The 19,223-nt window shown below is 44.2% G+C and carries 19 protein-coding genes, 5 tRNA genes and 1 other RNA gene; 16 read left to right on the top strand and 9 right to left on the bottom strand.

What is annotated here, in order from left to right; translation table 11 throughout:
• Positions 1-86 precede the first annotated feature (86 nt).
• From greA to E2K74_RS00610, 3 genes are all read left to right on the top strand, one after another.
• Positions 87-563 carry a transcription elongation factor GreA gene (greA, locus tag E2K74_RS00620; protein WP_151203908.1) on the top strand — a complete coding sequence of 159 codons (477 nt, stop codon included), beginning with the start codon at positions 87-89 and terminating at the stop codon, positions 561-563.
• A 134-nt stretch (positions 564-697) separates the two neighbouring features.
• Positions 698-2,134: a cryptochrome/photolyase family protein gene (locus E2K74_RS00615; protein WP_151205844.1), complete on the top strand. Its 1,437-nt coding sequence runs from the start codon at positions 698-700 to the stop codon at positions 2,132-2,134.
• Between the two features lie 31 nt (positions 2,135-2,165).
• On the top strand, positions 2,166-2,789 hold the full coding sequence (locus tag E2K74_RS00610) for a CatB-related O-acetyltransferase (RefSeq protein ID WP_151205843.1): 624 nt from the start codon (positions 2,166-2,168) through the stop codon (positions 2,787-2,789).
• A 162-nt stretch (positions 2,790-2,951) separates the two neighbouring features.
• On the opposite strand, the gene E2K74_RS00605 is transcribed toward E2K74_RS00610, so the two are convergent.
• From E2K74_RS00605 to coaD, 5 genes are all read right to left on the bottom strand, one after another.
• Positions 2,952-4,232 (bottom strand): P-loop NTPase fold protein, encoded by a 1,281-nt coding sequence (locus E2K74_RS00605; RefSeq protein WP_151205842.1) that lies wholly within the window; start codon positions 4,230-4,232, stop codon positions 2,952-2,954.
• Between the two features lie 100 nt (positions 4,233-4,332).
• A tRNA-Met gene (locus E2K74_RS00600) sits at positions 4,333-4,409 on the bottom strand.
• Between the two features lie 72 nt (positions 4,410-4,481).
• Positions 4,482-4,859, bottom strand: an RNA gene (rnpB, locus tag E2K74_RS00595) — RNase P RNA component class A.
• 26 nt (positions 4,860-4,885) lie between these two features.
• Positions 4,886-5,149 carry a YfhL family 4Fe-4S dicluster ferredoxin gene (locus E2K74_RS00590; RefSeq protein WP_151205646.1) on the bottom strand — a complete coding sequence of 88 codons (264 nt, stop codon included), beginning with the start codon at positions 5,147-5,149 and terminating at the stop codon, positions 4,886-4,888.
• A gap of 1 nt (position 5,150) precedes the next feature.
• Complete coding sequence (gene coaD, locus E2K74_RS00585; RefSeq protein ID WP_151205645.1) at positions 5,151-5,642, bottom strand: pantetheine-phosphate adenylyltransferase; 492 nt, start codon at positions 5,640-5,642, stop codon at positions 5,151-5,153.
• 137 nt (positions 5,643-5,779) lie between these two features.
• On the opposite strand from coaD, the gene smpB reads away from it, so the two are divergent.
• Positions 5,780-6,256 (top strand): SsrA-binding protein SmpB, encoded by a 477-nt coding sequence (gene smpB, locus E2K74_RS00580; protein WP_151205644.1) that lies wholly within the window; start codon positions 5,780-5,782, stop codon positions 6,254-6,256.
• A 53-nt stretch (positions 6,257-6,309) separates the two neighbouring features.
• Here the strand turns inward: smpB and E2K74_RS00575 are convergent, their stop codons facing one another.
• Genes E2K74_RS00575 through rluD form a run of 3 tightly spaced genes read right to left on the bottom strand, consistent with a single transcriptional unit; the run spans position 6,310 to position 8,742 of the window.
• Positions 6,310-6,870, bottom strand: coding sequence for a flavodoxin family protein (locus tag E2K74_RS00575; RefSeq protein WP_151205643.1), 561 nt, complete (start codon positions 6,868-6,870; stop codon positions 6,310-6,312).
• A gap of 40 nt (positions 6,871-6,910) precedes the next feature.
• A complete protein-coding gene (gene pgeF / locus E2K74_RS00570; protein WP_151205841.1) occupies positions 6,911-7,651 on the bottom strand; it encodes a peptidoglycan editing factor PgeF in 741 nt (246 codons plus the stop codon).
• Positions 7,652-7,689: 38 nt separating this feature from the next.
• A complete protein-coding gene (gene rluD / locus E2K74_RS00565) occupies positions 7,690-8,742 on the bottom strand; it encodes a 23S rRNA pseudouridine(1911/1915/1917) synthase RluD (RefSeq protein ID WP_151205840.1) in 1,053 nt (350 codons plus the stop codon).
• A 71-nt stretch (positions 8,743-8,813) separates the two neighbouring features.
• Here rluD and E2K74_RS00560 point away from each other — a divergent pair, with 71 nt between their 5' ends.
• On the top strand, positions 8,814-9,779 hold the full coding sequence (locus E2K74_RS00560) for an outer membrane protein assembly factor BamD (RefSeq protein WP_151205839.1): 966 nt from the start codon (positions 8,814-8,816) through the stop codon (positions 9,777-9,779).
• 214 nt (positions 9,780-9,993) lie between these two features.
• Positions 9,994-11,898, top strand: a complete 1,905-nt coding sequence (locus tag E2K74_RS00555; RefSeq protein ID WP_151205838.1) for a DNA primase — start codon at positions 9,994-9,996, stop codon at positions 11,896-11,898.
• Between the two features lie 244 nt (positions 11,899-12,142).
• On the opposite strand, the gene hemA is transcribed toward E2K74_RS00555, so the two are convergent.
• A complete protein-coding gene (hemA, locus tag E2K74_RS00550; RefSeq protein WP_151205837.1) occupies positions 12,143-13,462 on the bottom strand; it encodes a glutamyl-tRNA reductase in 1,320 nt (439 codons plus the stop codon).
• Positions 13,463-13,540: 78 nt separating this feature from the next.
• Between hemA and E2K74_RS00545 the strand changes: the two genes are divergently transcribed.
• The 10 genes from E2K74_RS00545 (at position 13,541) to pth (ending at position 19,110) form a co-directional block, all read left to right on the top strand.
• A complete protein-coding gene (locus E2K74_RS00545; RefSeq protein ID WP_151205836.1) occupies positions 13,541-15,241 on the top strand; it encodes a tetratricopeptide repeat protein in 1,701 nt (566 codons plus the stop codon).
• Positions 15,242-15,260: 19 nt separating this feature from the next.
• Positions 15,261-15,842 carry a lipoprotein insertase outer membrane protein LolB gene (lolB, locus tag E2K74_RS00540; protein WP_151205835.1) on the top strand — a complete coding sequence of 194 codons (582 nt, stop codon included), beginning with the start codon at positions 15,261-15,263 and terminating at the stop codon, positions 15,840-15,842.
• Between the two features lie 19 nt (positions 15,843-15,861).
• The gene (gene ispE, locus E2K74_RS00535) at positions 15,862-16,692 is read left to right on the top strand and encodes a 4-(cytidine 5'-diphospho)-2-C-methyl-D-erythritol kinase (RefSeq protein WP_161982758.1); all 831 of its coding nucleotides are present in this window, start codon (positions 15,862-15,864) and stop codon (positions 16,690-16,692) included.
• A tRNA-Gln gene (locus E2K74_RS00530) sits at positions 16,691-16,765 on the top strand. Before ispE ends, E2K74_RS00530 begins: the two co-directional genes overlap by 2 nt.
• Before the next feature lie 25 nt (positions 16,766-16,790).
• A tRNA-Gln gene (locus E2K74_RS00525) sits at positions 16,791-16,865 on the top strand.
• A gap of 18 nt (positions 16,866-16,883) precedes the next feature.
• Positions 16,884-16,958 (top strand) — tRNA-Gln (locus tag E2K74_RS00520).
• A 91-nt stretch (positions 16,959-17,049) separates the two neighbouring features.
• A tRNA-Gln gene (locus E2K74_RS00515) sits at positions 17,050-17,124 on the top strand.
• A gap of 36 nt (positions 17,125-17,160) precedes the next feature.
• Positions 17,161-18,114 carry a ribose-phosphate pyrophosphokinase gene (locus E2K74_RS00510; RefSeq protein ID WP_151204082.1) on the top strand — a complete coding sequence of 318 codons (954 nt, stop codon included), beginning with the start codon at positions 17,161-17,163 and terminating at the stop codon, positions 18,112-18,114.
• A 98-nt stretch (positions 18,115-18,212) separates the two neighbouring features.
• Entirely contained in the window at positions 18,213-18,509 is a 297-nt protein-coding gene (gene rplY, locus E2K74_RS00505; RefSeq protein WP_151205833.1) for a 50S ribosomal protein L25, read from the top strand.
• Positions 18,510-18,528: 19 nt separating this feature from the next.
• The gene (pth, locus tag E2K74_RS00500) at positions 18,529-19,110 is read left to right on the top strand and encodes an aminoacyl-tRNA hydrolase (RefSeq protein ID WP_151204080.1); all 582 of its coding nucleotides are present in this window, start codon (positions 18,529-18,531) and stop codon (positions 19,108-19,110) included.
• Positions 19,111-19,223: the final 113 nt, after the last annotated feature.

Below are 19,223 nucleotides of genomic sequence, written 5' to 3'. Positions count from 1 at the left end.
TTCGTTACTGAGAAGTCCCGTCACCTTCTTGGTGGCGGGCTTTTTTCATTTCTAGACTTTATTTTTTTAATTAATGAGGGACAACTATGCAACGTTATCCTATGACTCCCGAAGGCAAAGAAGCCTTAGAGAAAGAATTACATCAACTTAAAACTGTAGACCGTCCACGTATTACTGCAGCGATTGCGGAAGCACGTGAACATGGCGACTTAAAAGAAAATGCGGAATATCATGCTGCACGTGAGCAGCAAGGTTTCTGTGAAGGCCGCATTCAGGATATCGAAGGTAAACTTGGTGCTTGCCTGGTGATTGATGTCAAGGAGCTTGAGCAAAATGGGCGTGTAGTTTTTGGTGTCACGGTAACGATTGAAAACCTGGACACTGAAGAACAAAAAACCTATAAAATCGTAGGGGATGACGAGGCAGACTTTAAGATTAATAAAATCTCTGTCAACTCGCCGATTGCACGTGGCCTTTTAGGTAAAAATGAAGGCGATGATGTAAAAATCGTAACCCCGCAAGGCGAAGTGGAATATGAAATAGTAAAAGTCGAATATCTTTAAGATTTAAGACGATTAAATAAAAAGCCCCTCGATTGAGGGGCTTTTTATTATAAATTCACCATTAAACACTATAGAAATCAATTAAAAATGTTTATGCTTTTTCAACATTCAATACAACCGATTCCAGACTTAGCATGCAACTTATTTGGTTTAGACAAGATTTAAGAATTCATGATCACACGGCACTTTGGCATGCTCGCCAAGCGGGTGAATGCATTGCACTGGTGGTTTTATCACCCACGCAGTGGCAACAACATCAAGACGCTCCAATTAAAATTGATTTTTATCTTAGACAACTTCAGCAACTCAAAAACAAACTTGCTCAGTTAAATATTCCTCTTATTCACCTCATCACCCCGCTCTGGAAAGATCTACCACAACAACTTCTAAAGCTTTGTAAAACACATCACATTCAAAATGTACATGCCAATATTGAATTAGGTATCAATGAATTAAAAAGAGATACTCAAGCACAGAAACTCCTTGAATTGAATGGTGTAGGTTTTGAGTTGTATCATGATCGAACGCTTTTTATAGTCGGAAATATACGCAATAAAAGCGGACAGCCCTACCAGGTTTTTGGTGCATTTAAAAAACAGTGCTACGAGCAGTTAAGTATCAGTATTCCCACTTGTTACCCAACTATTGAGGCACAGCCCCCAATAGCACCTCATGATGATTTTTCACGTCTCTTGCCCAGTTTTGAAGCGATTTATCCAGATCAGCACATCTCAGAAGAACAACAAACACTTTGGCAAGTTGGAGAACATCATGCCGGGGGTATATTAGATGATTTTATTAAGCATCGAGTCAGCCATTACCACTTAGAACGAGATTTTCCTGCACTCAATAGTACGAGCCAACTTGCTGCTTATTTGAATACTGGAATACTGTCTATTCGCCAATGTTTAGCAGCATTATTTGGTCATACAGGTTATCTTCATTTTGACAATCAAGGTCAGCAAATATGGTTAGATGAACTCCTATGGCGTGAATTTTATCAACATATCTTGTTCGAATTTCCCCGTGTATCAATGTCTTTGCCCTTTAAACAAGATACTCAGCGTATTCAATGGAGACATGCACCTGAAGATTTACATGCTTGGCAGCAGGGACAGACAGGCATCCCTATTGTGGATGCCGGCATGCGGCAACTGCTCGCTACAGGTTGGATGCATAATCGCGTTCGCATGATCTGTGCGATGTTTTTATCAAAGAATCTATTAATTGATTGGCGTCATGGTGAAGCATGGTTTATGCAACATTTAATAGATGGTGATTTGGCTGCAAATAATGGTGGATGGCAATGGTGTGCATCTACAGGAACTGATGCTGTACCCTATTTCCGTATTTTTAATCCTGTCAGCCAATCTCAAAAATTTGACTCTAACGGTGATTATATTCGTAAATGGGTACCTGAGATTGCGCATTTAGATGCCAAACAAATTCATGAACCTTATGCAAAAAATTCAAATCCAGATCTGGATTATCCACGCCCTATTGTTGATTTAAAAAGTAGTCGAGTACGTGCAATAGAAGCTTTTCAGCATTTAAACCAAACTCAGTTATAATATGGTTGAAATTATTAAGTCTGTAAATTTCATGTCTGAACGTTTAGTTAATTCCCCGGTAAAGCATTGGTGCGAATTCGAGTTTATTTCCAAAACGGTGAAGAATCCGAATATTCACATTAAGGGGAATTATAGTTATTACTCAGCCTATTGGGATCAGGGCTTTGAACGTTGTGTGGTTCGCTATTTGCATGACAAGCCCTCTACGCCTGAGAAGCCGATTGATCAGCTTTATATTGGTAATTTCGTCTGTTTTGGCGCCGAATGCGTGATTATGATGGGGGGCAACCAGTTGCACCGTACTGACTGGATATCAGCATTTCCATTTGATACACGCAGTTTTGTACCGGCAGGTGACACTATCATTGGTGATGGTTGCTGGATTGGCTCTCGTGCCATGATTATGCAAGGCGTGACACTCGGTGAAGGTGCTGTCGTTGCCACAGGTGCGGTCGTCACCAAAGACGTGCCACCGTATGCGGTTGTCGGTGGTGTACCTGCTAAAATTATTAAATATCGTTTTCCACAAGAAGATATAGAAAAACTGCTTTCCCTCAAAATCTATGACATAGATGAAAAGCAGTTTTTAAAAATGCGTGAACAATTGCAGGCGGATGATGTGGTTAACTTGGTAAATTTTATATCTAATTCATAAAATTACAGTCCAGTTTTTATATAATTCATCCAAGATTCAATAAAATCACTAGTTTTATTCAAAGGGCTTATTGAAAATGCAGACAAATACTCTATGTACTTGCTTTCTTTCCAACTAGCATCATCTCTAATTCGCTCAATATTATGATGCTCATGAATAAAGCTACTCATAAAAAAAATCTTCAATTTTATAATCCCATTTCAATATATCTCGCACCCATGTAGTATCAGTAATTGCATCAAACTTAGTATCAAAATTTAAATTAAGGTTATGTTTTTTCATAAAATCCCTCTTATTTAAATACAGACTATTAGATAAGATTTTAATAATTATTTCAAAATACCTAATATAATCATGTTGTACTGATAACGGTGTCATCATTAGGCTAATAAGAATTAAATTCTTGTTAGTTTCATTTGTCCTTAATAAAGCATATTGATTTAGCTTTTTAACTAACTCACGCGGATTTAATTTTTTCTCTAATTGCAAAGCTAAAACCCAAAAATAGAACTCGTTCACTTCATCTTTATTAGCCAACTCTCCTATTCGAAAGAGTTGTTCTTTGATAATATTTTCATAATTTTTTTCACACTTTCCTGAAGAAAGATGTACTGTAAAATCAATAAATTTTTCTAAATAATCCCCATTCCTCTCCGCTTCATAACCATACACACTTTTGATAGATTGTAATAATTGTGGCTTATTCATTACTAAAACAAAAACAATTTTTGGAATATCAAAAAAGTGCTTAATTCTTTCAATTAGACGAATTGCAAAATCGGGGCGACAGCGATCTAACTCATCAATAATAAAAACTAAAGGTTTTTCTAATTGAGCAGCAAGTTCGGCTAGTTCTTTCTTAAAATCCTGAATCGTTTGTTTTTCTATATGATGATTTTCAATTTTCTTTTCTATTTGCTCTTTTACTTTAGATGCTACTTCCTCACTAGCAACATCAAAAACATCCTTTCCCTCATCATAAACTGCTTTTATTGTCTCGCCTGCTCCACCTAAACCTATCCAGTGCATTCCAGCTTTAGCTGCAATCATTGGTATTACAGCTGCTAGAGAAATTAAAACCGAGGCAGTCTTTGAATTAAAATCATTAATCTCTTCAATACCAATTTCATCAGAATCTTTAAAAGCTTGGCTAATCTCTGCTGCAATCGTTAAGAAAGGATCATCTAAATAATCATTCGCAAAGGCATCCAAATAAATAACATTGTGCTTTTCATCTTCTAAATACTTTTTCCAGTGCCTTACAAACCATGTTTTACCCTCACCCCAACGTGCATCTAAGGCCAAAACCGCCCCACATTGCAGGCGATCAACATAGTTAGTCAGTTGTTCACCCAAGCATCGTCGATCCCAGAGATCACCTTCCCAAGCTGTTTGAATATTCTCAAAATTATCTTTCTGCCAATTTATTTGATCTATAGCCATTTTATTAAATTTCATTCTTTTACAATTCATTCATTATATTCATTTTAATTTTTAAAGGCATAAAAAAACCCACTCAATCGGAGTGGGGTTTTTCATAATATGGTGGCTATGACGGGACTTGAACCTGTGACCCCCGCATTATGAGTGCGGTGCTCTAACCAACTGAGCTACATAGCCTTAAACTGTGCGCGCATTATGAGATTTTCTTTAAAGAGCGTCAACCCCATAATGCACTGTTTGATCAAAATTTGTTGAAGTGAGCCGATAAGCCGGGTTCTGTCGAGAACGATCATTCCTCTAGGCGTACAATCACTCATACGCTCAAGCGACCTACCCGGATCCAGCATGGGCCATGCCTAACGGATCCCTATTTGGTCTTGCTTCCGGTGGGGTTTACCATGCCATGAACTGTTACCAGTCATGCGGTGCGCTCTTACCGCACCCTTTCACCCTTACCTCCGGTTCCGATTGCTCAGAACCACAATGAAGGCGGTCTACTCTCTGCTGCACTTTCCGTCGGCTCGCGCCGCCCAGGCGTTACCTGGCACCTTGCCCTATGAAGCCCGGACTTTCCTCCCCTGCTTCAATCACGGAGATTTCCACAGCAGCGATCGTCTGGCTCACTTCGAGCCGCATAGTATCAAATCTGACAACTAATTGCTTGATGTTTTTTGAGCAGTCAGTTTTTCATACTTGGCCTGTAGCTGTTCCTGCGTCTCCACATGATTCGGATCAAGCGGAATACAGTCTACAGGACAGAATAACTGGCACTGCGGTTTGTCATGATGTCCGACGCACTCGGTACACAGATCAGGATTGATCTCATAAATGAGTTCCCCCATATAAATTGCCTCATTCGGGCATACAGGTTCACAGACATCACAATTGATACATTCATCGGTGATATATAAAGACACTCTACCAACCTTGTTGAAGTTTACGCTCGAAGGCAGCAACCACATTTGGTGGAACAAATTTGGTTACATCCCCTCTTAAACGAGCAATTTCACGCACCAATGTGGATGAAATAAATGAATATTGCTCTGAAGGCGTTAAAAATACCGCTTCAAAATGAGCATCCAGTTGACGGTTCATATTCGCTAGCTGAAATTCATACTCAAAATCAGACACTGCACGTAAACCGCGTAATACCGCTGTTGCCTTCTGTTCACGGAAGAAATTCACCAGCAAACCGTCAAATCCTACAAATTCAACATTGTCCAAATGGCTTAAGGACTGTTTGGCTAGCTCAACTCGCTCTTCCAGACTAAATACCGGATTTTTATGATGACCAATGGCAATAGCCACCACAACTTCATCAAACATTCTTGATGCACGTGTTACCAAATCAATATGACCATTGGTAACTGGATCAAAAGTTCCCGGATATATCACACGAGTTTTAGACATCCATTTGTACTCTGTTTGTTATGTAGGCCGCTATTTTAGCAAAATCTTGATTTTTGTTGAAGAAACTCCACTAATTTAAACTCTTCAACTCAATAAAAGTTACGGTACAATAGCTTTAACTTTGGAAGTGTCGGATTATGGCGAAAGTAACTGTAGTTAAAAAAAATAACGGCGGAACGATTGCACTCAACAAACGTGCCCGTCATGATTATTTTATTGAAGAAAAATTTGAAGCTGGACTTTCCTTACAAGGCTGGGAAGTCAAATCTTTACGTGCGGGCCGTATGACCATTGTAGAGAGCTATATCACCTTTAAAAATGGTGAGGCTTTCCTGTTCGGGGCGCAAATTCAACCTCTGCTCAGTGCATCTACGCATGTCGTGCCGGAAGCTACACGTACCCGCAAGCTGTTATTGAACCGCCGTGAAATTGAAAAACTGATGGGCGCGATTAACCAGAAAGGTTATGCTTGCGTACCATTGGCCTGCTACTGGAAAGGGCCAAATGCCAAACTGGAAATTGCCCTGGTAAAAGGTAAGCAGCTGCATGATAAGCGTGCGACTGAAAAAGACCGTGATTGGCAACGTGATAAAGCACGTTTATTTCATAAATAAGAGCTGAACCCGGTCAATAAAAAACCTCCCTAGTATGGAGGTTTTTTATGCTTTTAAACTTTGCTATGTAATCTGGCTAGCGTAAGGGCAATATACTCCCCAAACCAGAGTGCAGTCTGCAAATCCCCTTCTGGCGGTGTCACTTCAACCGGTGCATTATCCGACTGGGTCATCAGTCCTAAAAAGCTCGACATGCGGTTCAGGTCTGTTGCAGAACGGCCGGTCGGCATCAAAGGCAAGCCGGACCACAACATGCCATGCTGCATCGCAAACAGGTTAATCTGTTGTAAAACAGCAAGCTTGTCACCACTTAAACCACCACCATTGGTAAATGCAGCAGCCAGTTTCCCCTGCCAGCTACGTGCTACCCAGCGTTTGGACGACTGCTCCATAAATAGTTTCATGGCCGCCGTCAGACTTCCCATATAGGTGGGGCAGCCAAAAACAATCGCATCACTGGCGTCCAGTAACTCCCAATCAATCTGCTCAACATTCATCATATGTACCTGAACACTTGCCTTTTGCACACCTTCAGCAATAAAGTTTGCCACTTTAGCCGTGTGTCCATAAGGACTGTGATAAACAATCGCAACAGATTTGGAAGATAGGGACATAACAATCAAAAACCAGTAATTTCAGTCAAGTTTAACAGTTTCAGGCCATAAACACGAATGTTGCCATGCGCCCGGTTTTGGCTTCACGGCGATAGGAAAAGTATTCATCGGCTTGAGTATAGGAACACTGATCGCCGCCCAAAATGGTCATTACCCCATGTTGCTGCAAGATGTAACGCGCAATTGCATACAGGTCAGCATAGTATTTTCCGGCTTGCTGTCCTGCCTGAAATGCGCTGTCCAGCTCAGGATATTTTGAACAGAATGCCTCTTTCACTTCTGTACCCACTTCAAAGCAAGGCTGGCTGATGGCCGCACCCAACCAGGCCCAGACCGGCCGGGACTGCATACTGGCAATGGTATTTTCAATAATTCCACCCGCCAGGCCCCGCCAGCCAGCATGCAGGTTGGCAACCTCGGTTCCTTCCCCATTCACCAGCACCACCGGCAAACAGTCTGCCGTCATCATTATGAGGGCATGCGCTTTACGCTGTGTCACCAGACCATCTCCCACCAGTGCTTCAAACGGGATCTGTTCATTAATAGTATGGCAAATCGTGCTATGCGTCTGGCTCATCCAGGTGATTTTATCCACACCGAAAGCCTGAAAATCCTGTAGCAGCTGAATGCGATGCTTGTAGACACGTGCAGCCTCATCATTCACATGCAATGCCAGGTTAAAACCTGCCAGTTCCGGCTGCATAGATGGCTGAACCTGATCATGATGGACACGGGTCTGACCCACACATACCCCTTGAGGAAGTCCTGCGACAAATTGCATCTCGATTCCTTATACTGATGACGGCCTAGATAGAAAAATTAATACGCTTTGTTTTCGCTACGCAGTACTTCAACCAGATGGGCAAAATCTTCTGGCCACGGCGCTTCAAACATCATTTCCTCATGGGTACGCGGATGAACCAGTCCGAGCTTAGCGGCATGCAAGGCCTGACGCTTAAAACCGCGTAGAGTATCCTCAAGGAGCTGCGATGCACCTGCCGGCAAACGTACACGCGGCATATATACCTGATCGCCAAGCAGGCCATAGCCTAAATAGCTAAAATGCACACGAATCTGATGAGTACGACCAGTTTCCAGACGCGCCTGAACACGGGTAAAATGCTGGAAACGCTCTTTCACGTTGTAGTGTGTGATGGCATCTTTACCGCCGGGCAATACCGCCATTTTGACGCGATCCACTGGGTGGCGTTTAATCGGTTCATCAATGGTACCACCAGCAATAATATTGCCGTAAACCACCAGATCATACAGACGATATACCGATTTCTTTTCCAGCTGTTTACTTAAAGCAAACTGAGCCTCAAGGTTTTTTGCCACCACCAATAAACCACTGGTGTCTTTGTCGATTCGGTGTACCAAACCTGCGCGCGCCAGCTCAGACGATTTCGGATAATAATGCAATAAGGCATTGACCAGAGTTCCTGAAGTATTGCCTGCACCCGGATGCACCACCATACCCACCGGCTTGTTAATGACAATAATGTCATCATCTTCATATACAATGTTTAACGGAATATCTTCCGGCAGGCTACGGGTCTGTGATTCAAGCTCAACATTGAGTGTTAATGTTTCAAAACCGTCACTTTTAAATTTGGGCTTAACTGGTTGACCATTCACCAATAAATTGCCCTCTTTAATCCATTGCTTGAGTTTTTCCCGAGAAAAGTCACTCCAGACCATTGCAGCAATCTGGTCGATACGCAGGCCAATATAAGTTTCATCCAATTGAAATTGCAACGATAAACGTGTTGCAGTTGGTTCTGAAGTATGGTTATCTGCATCCTCAGAATCTTCAAGTAAATTGAAATCAGTCTCAGGGATATTAGAATTGGAAGATTGTGCTTGACTCATTTGCTCATTCAGACAAAAGTGGTTTAATAGTGCAATTGTAGCTCATTGCCCGTATTAACAGAGGAATTTTTATGTCGCTACCACATTATAAAATGACAATGCTTGCAATTACGTTAGGCGTTGCATCGGCAATGGTAGGCTGTAGCAGTAATCCCAAAAAAGAAGTCGTGGACAAAGGTCCAGAGTCTAGCGAACAAGTTTATATTCAAAAAGCACAGAAAGCGCTAGATCGTAATCAATATAGTGATGCAGCAAAACAGCTTGAAGCACTGGAAACCTATTTTCCGACCAGCCAATATGCACCGCAGGCCCAGCTTGAGCTGCTCTATGTCAAATTCCAGCAAAAAGATTTTGAGGGTGCTGTCGCACTGGCTGAACGTTTTATCCGTCTAAACCCGCAGCACCCTAACGTAGACTATGCCTATTATGTGCGTGGTGTGGCCAATATGGAACAGAACTATAATGGCCTGATGCGTTATACCTCACTAAAACAGTCGCACCGTGATGTCAGTTATCTGAAACTGGCCTACCAGAACTTTGTCGATTTCATTCGCCGCCATTCATCCAGCAGTTATGCAGTAGATGCCGCGCAACGTATGCAGTTTATCGGTCAGGAACTGGCAGAGCATGAAATGAGTGCAGCGCGTTTCAACCTGAAACGTAAGGCGTATCTGGCTGCTGTAGAACGCTCATTGTGGGTGATCGAACACTATCCGAAAACACCTCAGATTCCGGAAGCTTTGGCCACAGTCGCCTATGGATATGACAAGCTGGGAGATAAAGCAACTTCGCAGCAGTATATTGAAGTTTTGAAGCTGAACTATCCGAATCTGGTGAAAGCCAATGGTGAGGTCAACCTGCGCGCAGCGCGTCATGAAGGCAGCCTCCTGAACCGTGCGACTTTGGGTATCTTTGGTAAAGGTGCCAGCACGGCAACCGATACTACAAGCCAGCCAGCAGAACTTGAACCACCAAAACGCAGCTGGACCAACCGGATATCATTTGGCTTACTGGACCGTCCGGAGAGCGAAGACTAGGTCTGACAGAACCGTTCAATCAAGTCACGGTTCGAGGTGCAATTTTATTAAGGGCAAGGTATCATACTTGCCCTTTTGTTTTGTCCGGGCAATGCTTGAACAATCTGCTCAAAAGGTATACAAAGGAATTTGCAAGACGACAGTTCCATTAGACTATTCTCATTTTTTCAATGATTTAGAATTTAGACACGCAGCACGAGCAGCTCAATACACCATGGCCATTCCTCAGCATACGATTGATCAGATTCTCGATCGCACCGACATTGTCGATGTGATTGGTCAATACGTGAAATTAAAAAAGACTGGCCGTACCTATTCGGGCTGCTGCCCCTTCCATCAGGAAAAGTCACCTTCTTTCCACGTCTATCGCGACAAGCAGTATTTTCACTGTTTCGGCTGTCAGGCCAACGGAAATGCCATCCGCTTTTTGATGGATATTGGCAGCCGTAATTTCGTCGAGGTGATGAAAGAACTGTCCAGCCAGACCGGGATTGAACTGCCTAAAGACAATAAAGATTCCAACCGGCTGAAATACAAGCGTGAAGCCAAGCCCAAGCCGGTCACAGCGCCGCCTGTAAAAACAACAAATCCACCCGCAAATCCTGCACCTGAACAAGCGGCTTATTTTGACCCTTTTGCTGAAATTCAGGCGCCAGACCCTGAATTTTATACCGATGATCCATTTGCCTCTTTTGAGCAAATGCCAGCTGTAGAAAGTCAGGCTGACGGCAATCTGTATGACTTACTGGAAAATATTGCACAGTTTTATGAACGCCAGTTACCTCACAGTCCCAATGCCCAGCAATATTTTAAACAGCGCGGTTTAAGTCATGAAACAGTGGCCTACTGGCGCTTAGGCTATGCACCCGAGGACTGGCAACATCTGGAAAAAGCCTTTCCACAGGATATTCAGGGACTCAAACTGCTGGGCCTGATTCGGACCAGTGACAGCGGCCGGGATTTCGACCTGCTGCGTGACCGCGTCATCTTTCCGATTCGTGACAGCAAAGGCCGGATCGTCGGTTTCGGTGGCCGTGCGCTAAATAATGAAATCAAGCCCAAATATATCAACTCGCCAGATTCAGAAGTTTTCCATAAAAACCAGCTGCTGTACGGTTTATACGAAGGCCGCAAGCAAAAAGCCCAAGACTGGCTAATGGTCGAAGGTTATATGGATGTGATTGCCTTACAGCAAGCCGGCATCCATGGTGCCGTGGCGACCCTGGGTACAGCCAGTAATACAGAACATCTGAATATCCTGTTTAAGCAGAATAATCGGATTACGATTGCCTTTGATGGTGATGCCGCCGGACAAAAAGCTGCACGGCGTACTCTGGAAATTGCCCTGCCGCTCTTAAATGATGGCCGTGAACTTAAGTTCTTTGTCCTGCCGGATGATCATGACCCAGACTCGTTAATTCGCCGTGAAGGACTGGAAAATTTCCGCCGTTTACTGGATCAGGCCCCGCTGCTTTCGGACTTTGTCTTTGCTCACCTGACCCGAAACCATGATGTGGCCACGCCCGAAGGCAAAAGTCAGGTCATGGGTGAACTGCGCCAGCTAACTGAACTGTTGCCCAAAACAGGCTCATTTCGCTATCTGCTGCAGCAGTTTTTCCGGGAAAAATTAGGCTTTAGCCGAAAGTGGCAACCCAAAGTCAATAATGACGCCTCCTTAAGCTTTAGTACCAAGATTGATGCTGAAGAATATGTCATTGCAATTTTAATGAATCACCCCTATCTGTATATTCATTTTGAGCCTTTGCGTGCCCTGATTTCGCCTGATCAGCTGCTGTTTAAAATTCTGAATATTCTAAATATTATTTTTGATGAATTACCGGATGATCCCGAGCTTTCGATTTATTATGTACTCGGGGCCTGTGCGGCCTATCATCGTGAATTGCAGCATATTCTGCAACATGCCAATGTCAGTGACTATACCTCCTCCCCGGAACAGGCGGACAAGCTGGCAGCTGACTTTTCAATCAAGTTGCAATATCAGTGCTTACAGCACAAGATCAGATCGAAAAAATTTAATAGCATTGCAGAAATGAAAAATCTCAAGATGCAGATTTATGAAATTGATAAAAAGCGCTCAATGACTCTGCTGGAAGATTAAGCGCTACTATAATTATCATTTTTAGCTCCCTATCAAAGTTTCAGACCTATATCGCATCTGCCATTCTTCTAGCGGAACTCGATTAAAAATATAGTTTGGAAATAGAATTTAAAGCGCTTGCTATGCAGGGTTTTGCAAAACCTGCTAGTGTTTCAGCCAGCAAATAAAGTCAGCACTCTGCAAGATAAATCCACCAGAAAAAGCTATCGGGCAAGAAAATAACAAGAGTAATAGCAGTCTTTCATTAAATATCTATAGTCTTATCCATCAAGGATAAATCCTCATGCTTCGGCTTGCGGCGCTTATCCATCACATCATGCAGGTTATCACGCATCAGTTTAAAAACGCCTGGATCTTCCGCTTTTGCGGCTTCACGTAACAAAATCGAAGTCGGATGCAGCAGTTTCTGGGTCAGACGATGAGAAAACTCGGCCAATACTTTCTCTGCATTTTCTCCCTTGGCAATGCGCTGGGTCGCAAGTTGCAGCTCTTCCTGACGCAGAACTTCACCATGTTCGCGATAGGCATGAATGGTGCTACCCGCCTGATTGACCTTTTGCTGGGTCATCAGCTCAGTAGCCAGCTGATTGACCATCACTTCTGCTTCAACGGCTGCCTGACGACGCTGCGCCAGATTCTCATCAATCACACTTTGCAGATCATCTACACCGTAGAGATACACCCCATCCAGTTTTTCAATTTTCGGATCAATATCACGCGGTACAGCCAGATCCACCAATAACATTTGCTGATAACGGCGTTTCTTTAAAGCAGCTTTGACAGCAGCATAAGGAATTACCTGGTGCAGACTACCAGTGCAGCTGGAAATCACATCCGCACGATGCAGATGAGCCGCCAGCTGGTCAAAGTCGATAATTTCCACATCAACCCGATGGGCAATTTCCTGAGCCAGAGTTTCAGCACGTGTCTGGGTACGGTTACAGATAATGATCTTGCCCACCCCCATTTCCGCAAGGTATTTGGCCACCAGACTGTTCATCTCTCCTGCTGCAACCACCAGAATAGTCAGCTTTTCAGGATGACTAAACACCTGAATGGCCAGTTGGGCAACGGCATAACCCATAGAAACGGCATGACTTCCTACAGCAGTTTCCGAACGTACGCGTTTGGCTGCATAGAAAGCATATTCAAAAATACGGTTTAAGTCCTGAGAAACGATTTCGGCTTCTTTGGCCAGCGTTAAAGCAGACTTAACCTGTCCCAGAATTTGAGGTTCCCCGAGCATCAGTGAGTCCAGACCGCTGGCTACCCGCATCAAATGTGTAACTGCCTGTGCATTTTCATAACGATAGACGTGATTTTGCAGTTGCTTGACATCAACCCCATTTTTTTGGGCAAGCCAGTTCAGCACGATGTCGACATTGTCCGACATCGCGTAAACTTCGGTTCGGTTACATGTAGAGACCACCACCATATCGTTTAATTCAGGGTGTTGGCTCTGTGCAGCGAGCAAGGCACTTAATTTTTCAGGATTAAATGCAATCTGTTCGCGTAGCTCTACAGAGGCAGTTTGATGGTTGACACCCAATGCAAAGAAAGACATATCAGGTCATCATTTCAATAAATTTATGCTATTGTGCAACATCGGTGTCATAAAAAGCATTACTTGGATCAAGAAAAATTGCGTCAAACAGCTAGCCGTATGAACGGGCCTACAATTAAGCAATATTCTACCACATTCTTGCTGGTAGGGAGCATGGTTTCAACTGTGCATCTTCATGCAGCAGGAACAGCCTACCATGCAAATCAGAATTATGATGCCATAAAACAAAGTATGGTGGCTGAGTTTGCGCTGGCCTATCATGATATTCCAACTGCCCTGCATAACTATACCGTGCTGGCGATTAAAAGTAATTCCACCGCCGTGAAAGAGCGCGCACTCAATATTGCCCTGGAACACGATGACCTATCTGCGGCACTGGACATTTCCACGCACTGGGTGGTTCAGGAACCGCAAGATGTGCCTGCATTGTTCTACTTGTCGCACATCGCCTTAAAAGCACATGAGTATGAGCTGGCCGCAGAAACGCTGGAGAAAATCCTGCACATTGATGACAGCGCAGATCTGGAAGAGATTCTGGCCGGAATTTCCCCTGAAGATTCTGAGGACCGCGCCTACCTGATCAATGCACTCAGCAAAAGCAGTGCTAAAAATAACCCCTCGATTCTTGTTCTGATTGCCGGCCTTGAAGCCCAAAATGGCCAGCTGGCTCAAGCACTGGAAACCATTGGACAAGCACTCAGGAAAAGACCGAAGACAACCGGCTACATACTGCTCAAAGCCAACCTGCTGGATGCCATGGGCGATTATAACGAAACGCTAAAATGGTATGAAAAATCCAGCCGTAAACATCGTAACAACCTTGAGGTGCGACTGGCTGAAGTAAAATACCGCATCAAACTGAATGATTCAGTGACTGCCTTAAAAAAATTGCAGGATATTTTAAAGAAATGGCCGACTGCTGAAGAAGCCCTGTTTATTGCCGGTCTGACCAGTATTGATTTAAAAGAATATGAACAGGCTGAAAAATATCTGGTCGAGCTACGCTATTCGGCGCAGTATCAAAACGAAGCCTATTACTATCTGGCTGTCAATACCGAACGTAAACAACATTATGAAACAGCAAAAGCCTATTATCGACTGGTAGATGGCAGCCTGTATATTGTCTCTCGGCGTAATATTATTTCCATCTTTGCCAAGCAGGACAAACTGCATGATGCTTTACGTTTCCTGACCCAGGAACGGGTAAACTATCCACAGCACACCAGTTTTCTGTATCTGGCCCAAGCCGACATCCTGAAGCGTATGGACAATAAAAAGGCTGCGATTCGTCTTCTGGAAGAAGCCAGCAACAACCTGCCGGATGACCCGGAGCTGATCTATGCCCAAGTACTGTTGCTTGATCCTTTTGCAGATCGCAACAAGCTGGATAAACTGCTGCAAGCCCTGCTCAAAATTGAGCCGCATAGCCCAACCTATCTGAATGCTTATGCCTACACCCTCGCCATGCAAAATCGCCGCCTTGAAGAAGCGCGGCATTATGCAGAGCTGGCCCTGGAATATGCACCGGAACAGGCATCAATTCTGGATACTTATGGCTATATCTGCTATTTGCAAAATGACTTTGCTAAAGCCTCCCAGGTGCTGGCCAAAGCTTATACGCTAAATGCCAGTCTTAAGATCGGAATACGTTATGCACGTGCCTTATATATGCATGGAGATTTACAGCAATTTCATCAAGTGTTACAACAACTACAACAAAACCACGCAAATGCCCCCGAATTAGAACAACTTAATTCGCTATTGTTAGCACCACAATAAACAACAGGTAACTACACCTATGCGCTATTGGAACTCTTTAGGCTGCAGCATGTTTGCAGCCACTGCCTTATTCATGACGGGCTGTCAGCACATTGTCCAGCCCCAAGCACCGACCACCGGTACGGTACTGGAAGCAGAAAACCAGTTCCAGTTACAGGGGAAAATCGGCGTACGCACCCCACAGCAAAGTGGCAGTGCTTTTTTCACCTGGGTACAGCAGCAGGAAGAATTTGACATCGAACTGACTGGCATTTTAGGCGTGGGTCGAACCCAGATTTCAGGCAAACCCGGCCAGGTCACTTTAAATAGCGCAAAAACCGGACTGATTCAGGCGGAAAGCGCTGAGGAACTGCTGCAACGTGCAACTGGCTGGCAGGCACCCATAAGCCATCTGGTGGACTGGGTACAGGCGCGTCCTTCCACTCAGGCTGCTCAAATCCAGAAAGATAGTGCCCAGCGCATCAGCCAGATTGTAGAAGATCAATGGATAGTAGAGCTAAGCTATAACCAGCAGGCAAAACTACCAAACCGCCTGATTTTAAAACACGCGCTTGAGAATGGGGGTGAAAACCGTATTACAATGCTGATTCAAAACCGTTAACTGCTCTGATCCAGATATGATGATTCGTGTTCCCTCCCCTGCAAAGCTGAATTTGTTTTTACATATTACCGGTCGCCGGCCGGATGGTTATCATGAGCTGCAAACCATTTTCCAGCTGATTAACTTATATGACTGGCTGGAGTTTGAACAAGGCGCTGATGATGCGATTCAGATTGAGGGACTGGCTTCGGTCGATCAGGAACATAACCTGATCTATCGCGCCGTGCAGATGTTACGGCCCCATGCGAAGACTCCTTGTGGTTTAAGCATTCATATAGAAAAAAATATTCCAATGGGTGCAGGCCTTGGGGGCGGCTCTTCCAATGCAGCCACAACGCTGATTGTGGTCAACCAGCTCTGGCAATGTGGCCTTAGCAACGGGCAACTTGCCGAACTTGGGCTAAAGCTCGGGGCAGATGTTCCCATTTTTGTGCATGGTCTGAATGCTTGGGCCGAAGGCATTGGTGAACACTTAACATTCATAGACTTAGATCAAAAAAAATTCATTGTATTAAAACCTGACTGTTTTATCAGCACTCAACAGCTTTTTTCACAAAAAATGTTGACAAGAGACACGAAGCCATCTAAATTTTGCGCCTATCAGCAAACACCATCTGATTTTGGAAATAACTTTGAGCCAGTAGCGAGAAGCCTATATCCAGAAGTCGATGCAGCCATGCAATATCTTGACCAGTTCGGAGTTGCAAAGTTGACAGGTACAGGTGCCTGCGTGTTTATTGAGGTAACTGATGAATTGAATATCGCGGATATTCTGGTAAATGCGCCATGTAAAGCTTACCTGGTGGACAGTTTGCAAGAATCTCCTTTACGTCAATTCAAAGTTCAATAGGGGTATCGCCAAGTGGTAAGGCACCGGGTTTTGATCTCGGCATCCGTTGGTTCGAATCCAGCTACCCCTGCCATTTTTCACCTGTAGATGTATGTATTAGGGGTATCGCCAAGTGGTAAGGCACCGGGTTTTGATCTCGGCATCCGTTGGTTCGAATCCAGCTACCCCTGCCATTTACATTCATCAAATCTAGGGGTATCGCCAAGTGGTAAGGCACCGGGTTTTGATCTCGGCATCCGTTGGTTCGAATCCAGCTACCCCTGCCATTTCTCGAAAAAAGACAGAACATCTATTTGCGGTAAGACTGTTAATTTACCTTGACATAACATCGCAAAAATATTAAAGTTCTGCCGCATTAGGGGTATCGCCAAGTGGTAAGGCACCGGGTTTTGATCTCGGCATCCGTTGGTTCGAATCCAGCTACCCCTGCCATCTACTTCCATACATACCAACCGCCAAGGGTGCTTCATGCCCAATCTTGTCGTTTTTAGTGGAACTGCACATCCACAATTCGCTCAAAAAGTCGTAAGTCATTTACATATTCCTCTAGGCGCTGCCTCTGTAGGTCAGTTCTCTGATGGCGAAATCGCTGTTGAAATTACTGAAAATGTTCGTGGTAAAGACGTATTCATCGTACAACCTACTTGTGCCCCTACCAACGATAACCTGATGGAAATCCTGGTGATGGCTGATGCATTGCGTCGTGCAAGTGCTGGTCGTATTACTGCCGTGATTCCTTACTTCGGTTATGCTCGCCAAGACCGTCGTCCTCGTTCAAGCCGTGTACCAATTACTGCAAAAGTTGTTGCAGACATGTTGACTACCGTCGGTATTGACCGTGTGGTGATGATTGACCTGCATGCTGACCAGATTCAAGGTTTCTTCGATATTCCTGTCGACAACATCTATGGCACACCAGCATTGCTTGCTGACCTGCGCCAGCAGTCACACAATAACCTGATGGTTGTTTCTCCTGACGTTGGGGGTGTAGTCCGTGCACGTGCTGTTGCCAAACAGATGGGCGATATCGATCTTGCGATTATTGATAAACGTCGTCAAAAAGCGAATGAATCACAAGTGATGCATTTGATTGGTGACGTGAAAGATCGCGACTGTGTCATTGTCGATGACATGGTCGATACGGCAGGTACCCTGTGTAAAGCAGCAGATGCACTGAAAACTTTCGGTGCACGCAAAGTTGTTGCCTATGCTACTCACCCTGTACTATCTGGCAAAGCCATTGAAAACCTGAAAAATTCTGTAATTGACGAGCTGGTAGTCACTGACACCATCCCGCTTTCAGAAGAAGCTCAGAATCTGGGCAAAATCCGTCAGGTTTCGGTTGCAAGCATGGTTGCTGAAACGATCCGTCGTATCAACAACGAAGAATCTATTAGCGCAATGTTCGATTCTTATCTATAATAGTGCGCTGAATTTCTAAAGCCCTGCCATTTGGCAGGGCTTTGTATCACCAGATCGGTCGCAGATCTGGTTCATTTAACTTAAATAGGATGTCTATCATGGCAAACTTCGTATTAAACGCAGAAGCACGTGAAGTAGCATTACAAGGGAAAGGTTCGAGCCGCCGCCTTCGCAATGCTGCTAAAGTACCTGCTATCATCTACGGTGGTGCTGCTGAGCCTGTAGCTATTACACTTAAACTTCGTGAGCTTGTTAAAGCTTTAGAAAACAACGCTTTTTTTGAAGAAGTGATTGAAGTTAAAGTAGGTGATAACGTTGAAAACGTGAAAATCCAAGCGTTACAGCGTCACCCAGCTAAAAATACACCAATGCACGCTGACTTCAAACGCGCATAAGTGTTGATGGTGTAAATTAGTGTCTAGTATTTCACTGATTGTCGGTTTGGGTAACCCAGGTTCTGAGTATGCCCAAACCCGCCATAATGCAGGCTTCTGGTTTGTAGAACGTCTTGCAGACCAATATGGCATTAGCCTTAAAAAAGACCCGAAATTTAATGGAATCAGCGGGCGTGGCAATATTGAAGGACAGGATGTTCGTCTTCTCATGCCTACAACCTTTATGAACCTTTCTGGTAAAAGTGTTGTTCCTTTCGCTAAATTCTATAATATCGCACCAGAATCGATCCTGATCGCCCATGATGAGCTGGATATGAATCCCGGCATCATTCGCCTAAAAACTGGCGGTGGACATGGTGGACATAATGGTTTACGCGATATCGTGCCGCATATCGGTGCAAACTTCCATCGTTTACGTATTGGGATTGGTCATCCGGGCACTAAAGAGCGGGTTTCTGGCCATGTTCTGAGTAAGGCACCAAGTAGTGAACAGGGTTTAATGGATGATGCTATTGCGCACGTACTGGCCCGTACCAAAATGCTGGTTAACGGTGAAGTACAGCAAGCCATGAATCAAATTAATGCCTATAAACCGAACTGAACATTCAATAATTGCTGGACAATTACGCTTGCCTTGCAAGGCGTTTAGGCGCAAAATGCGCAAGCCTACTCACTGATCCAGTGCCGTAGAAACTGATTCAACCATAAGGTCAA

Source organism: Acinetobacter sp. RF15B, assembly GCF_007558235.1.
GTDB lineage: Bacteria > Pseudomonadota > Gammaproteobacteria > Pseudomonadales > Moraxellaceae > Acinetobacter > Acinetobacter lwoffii_C.
This window is presented reverse-complemented; position numbering and strand designations above follow the sequence as displayed.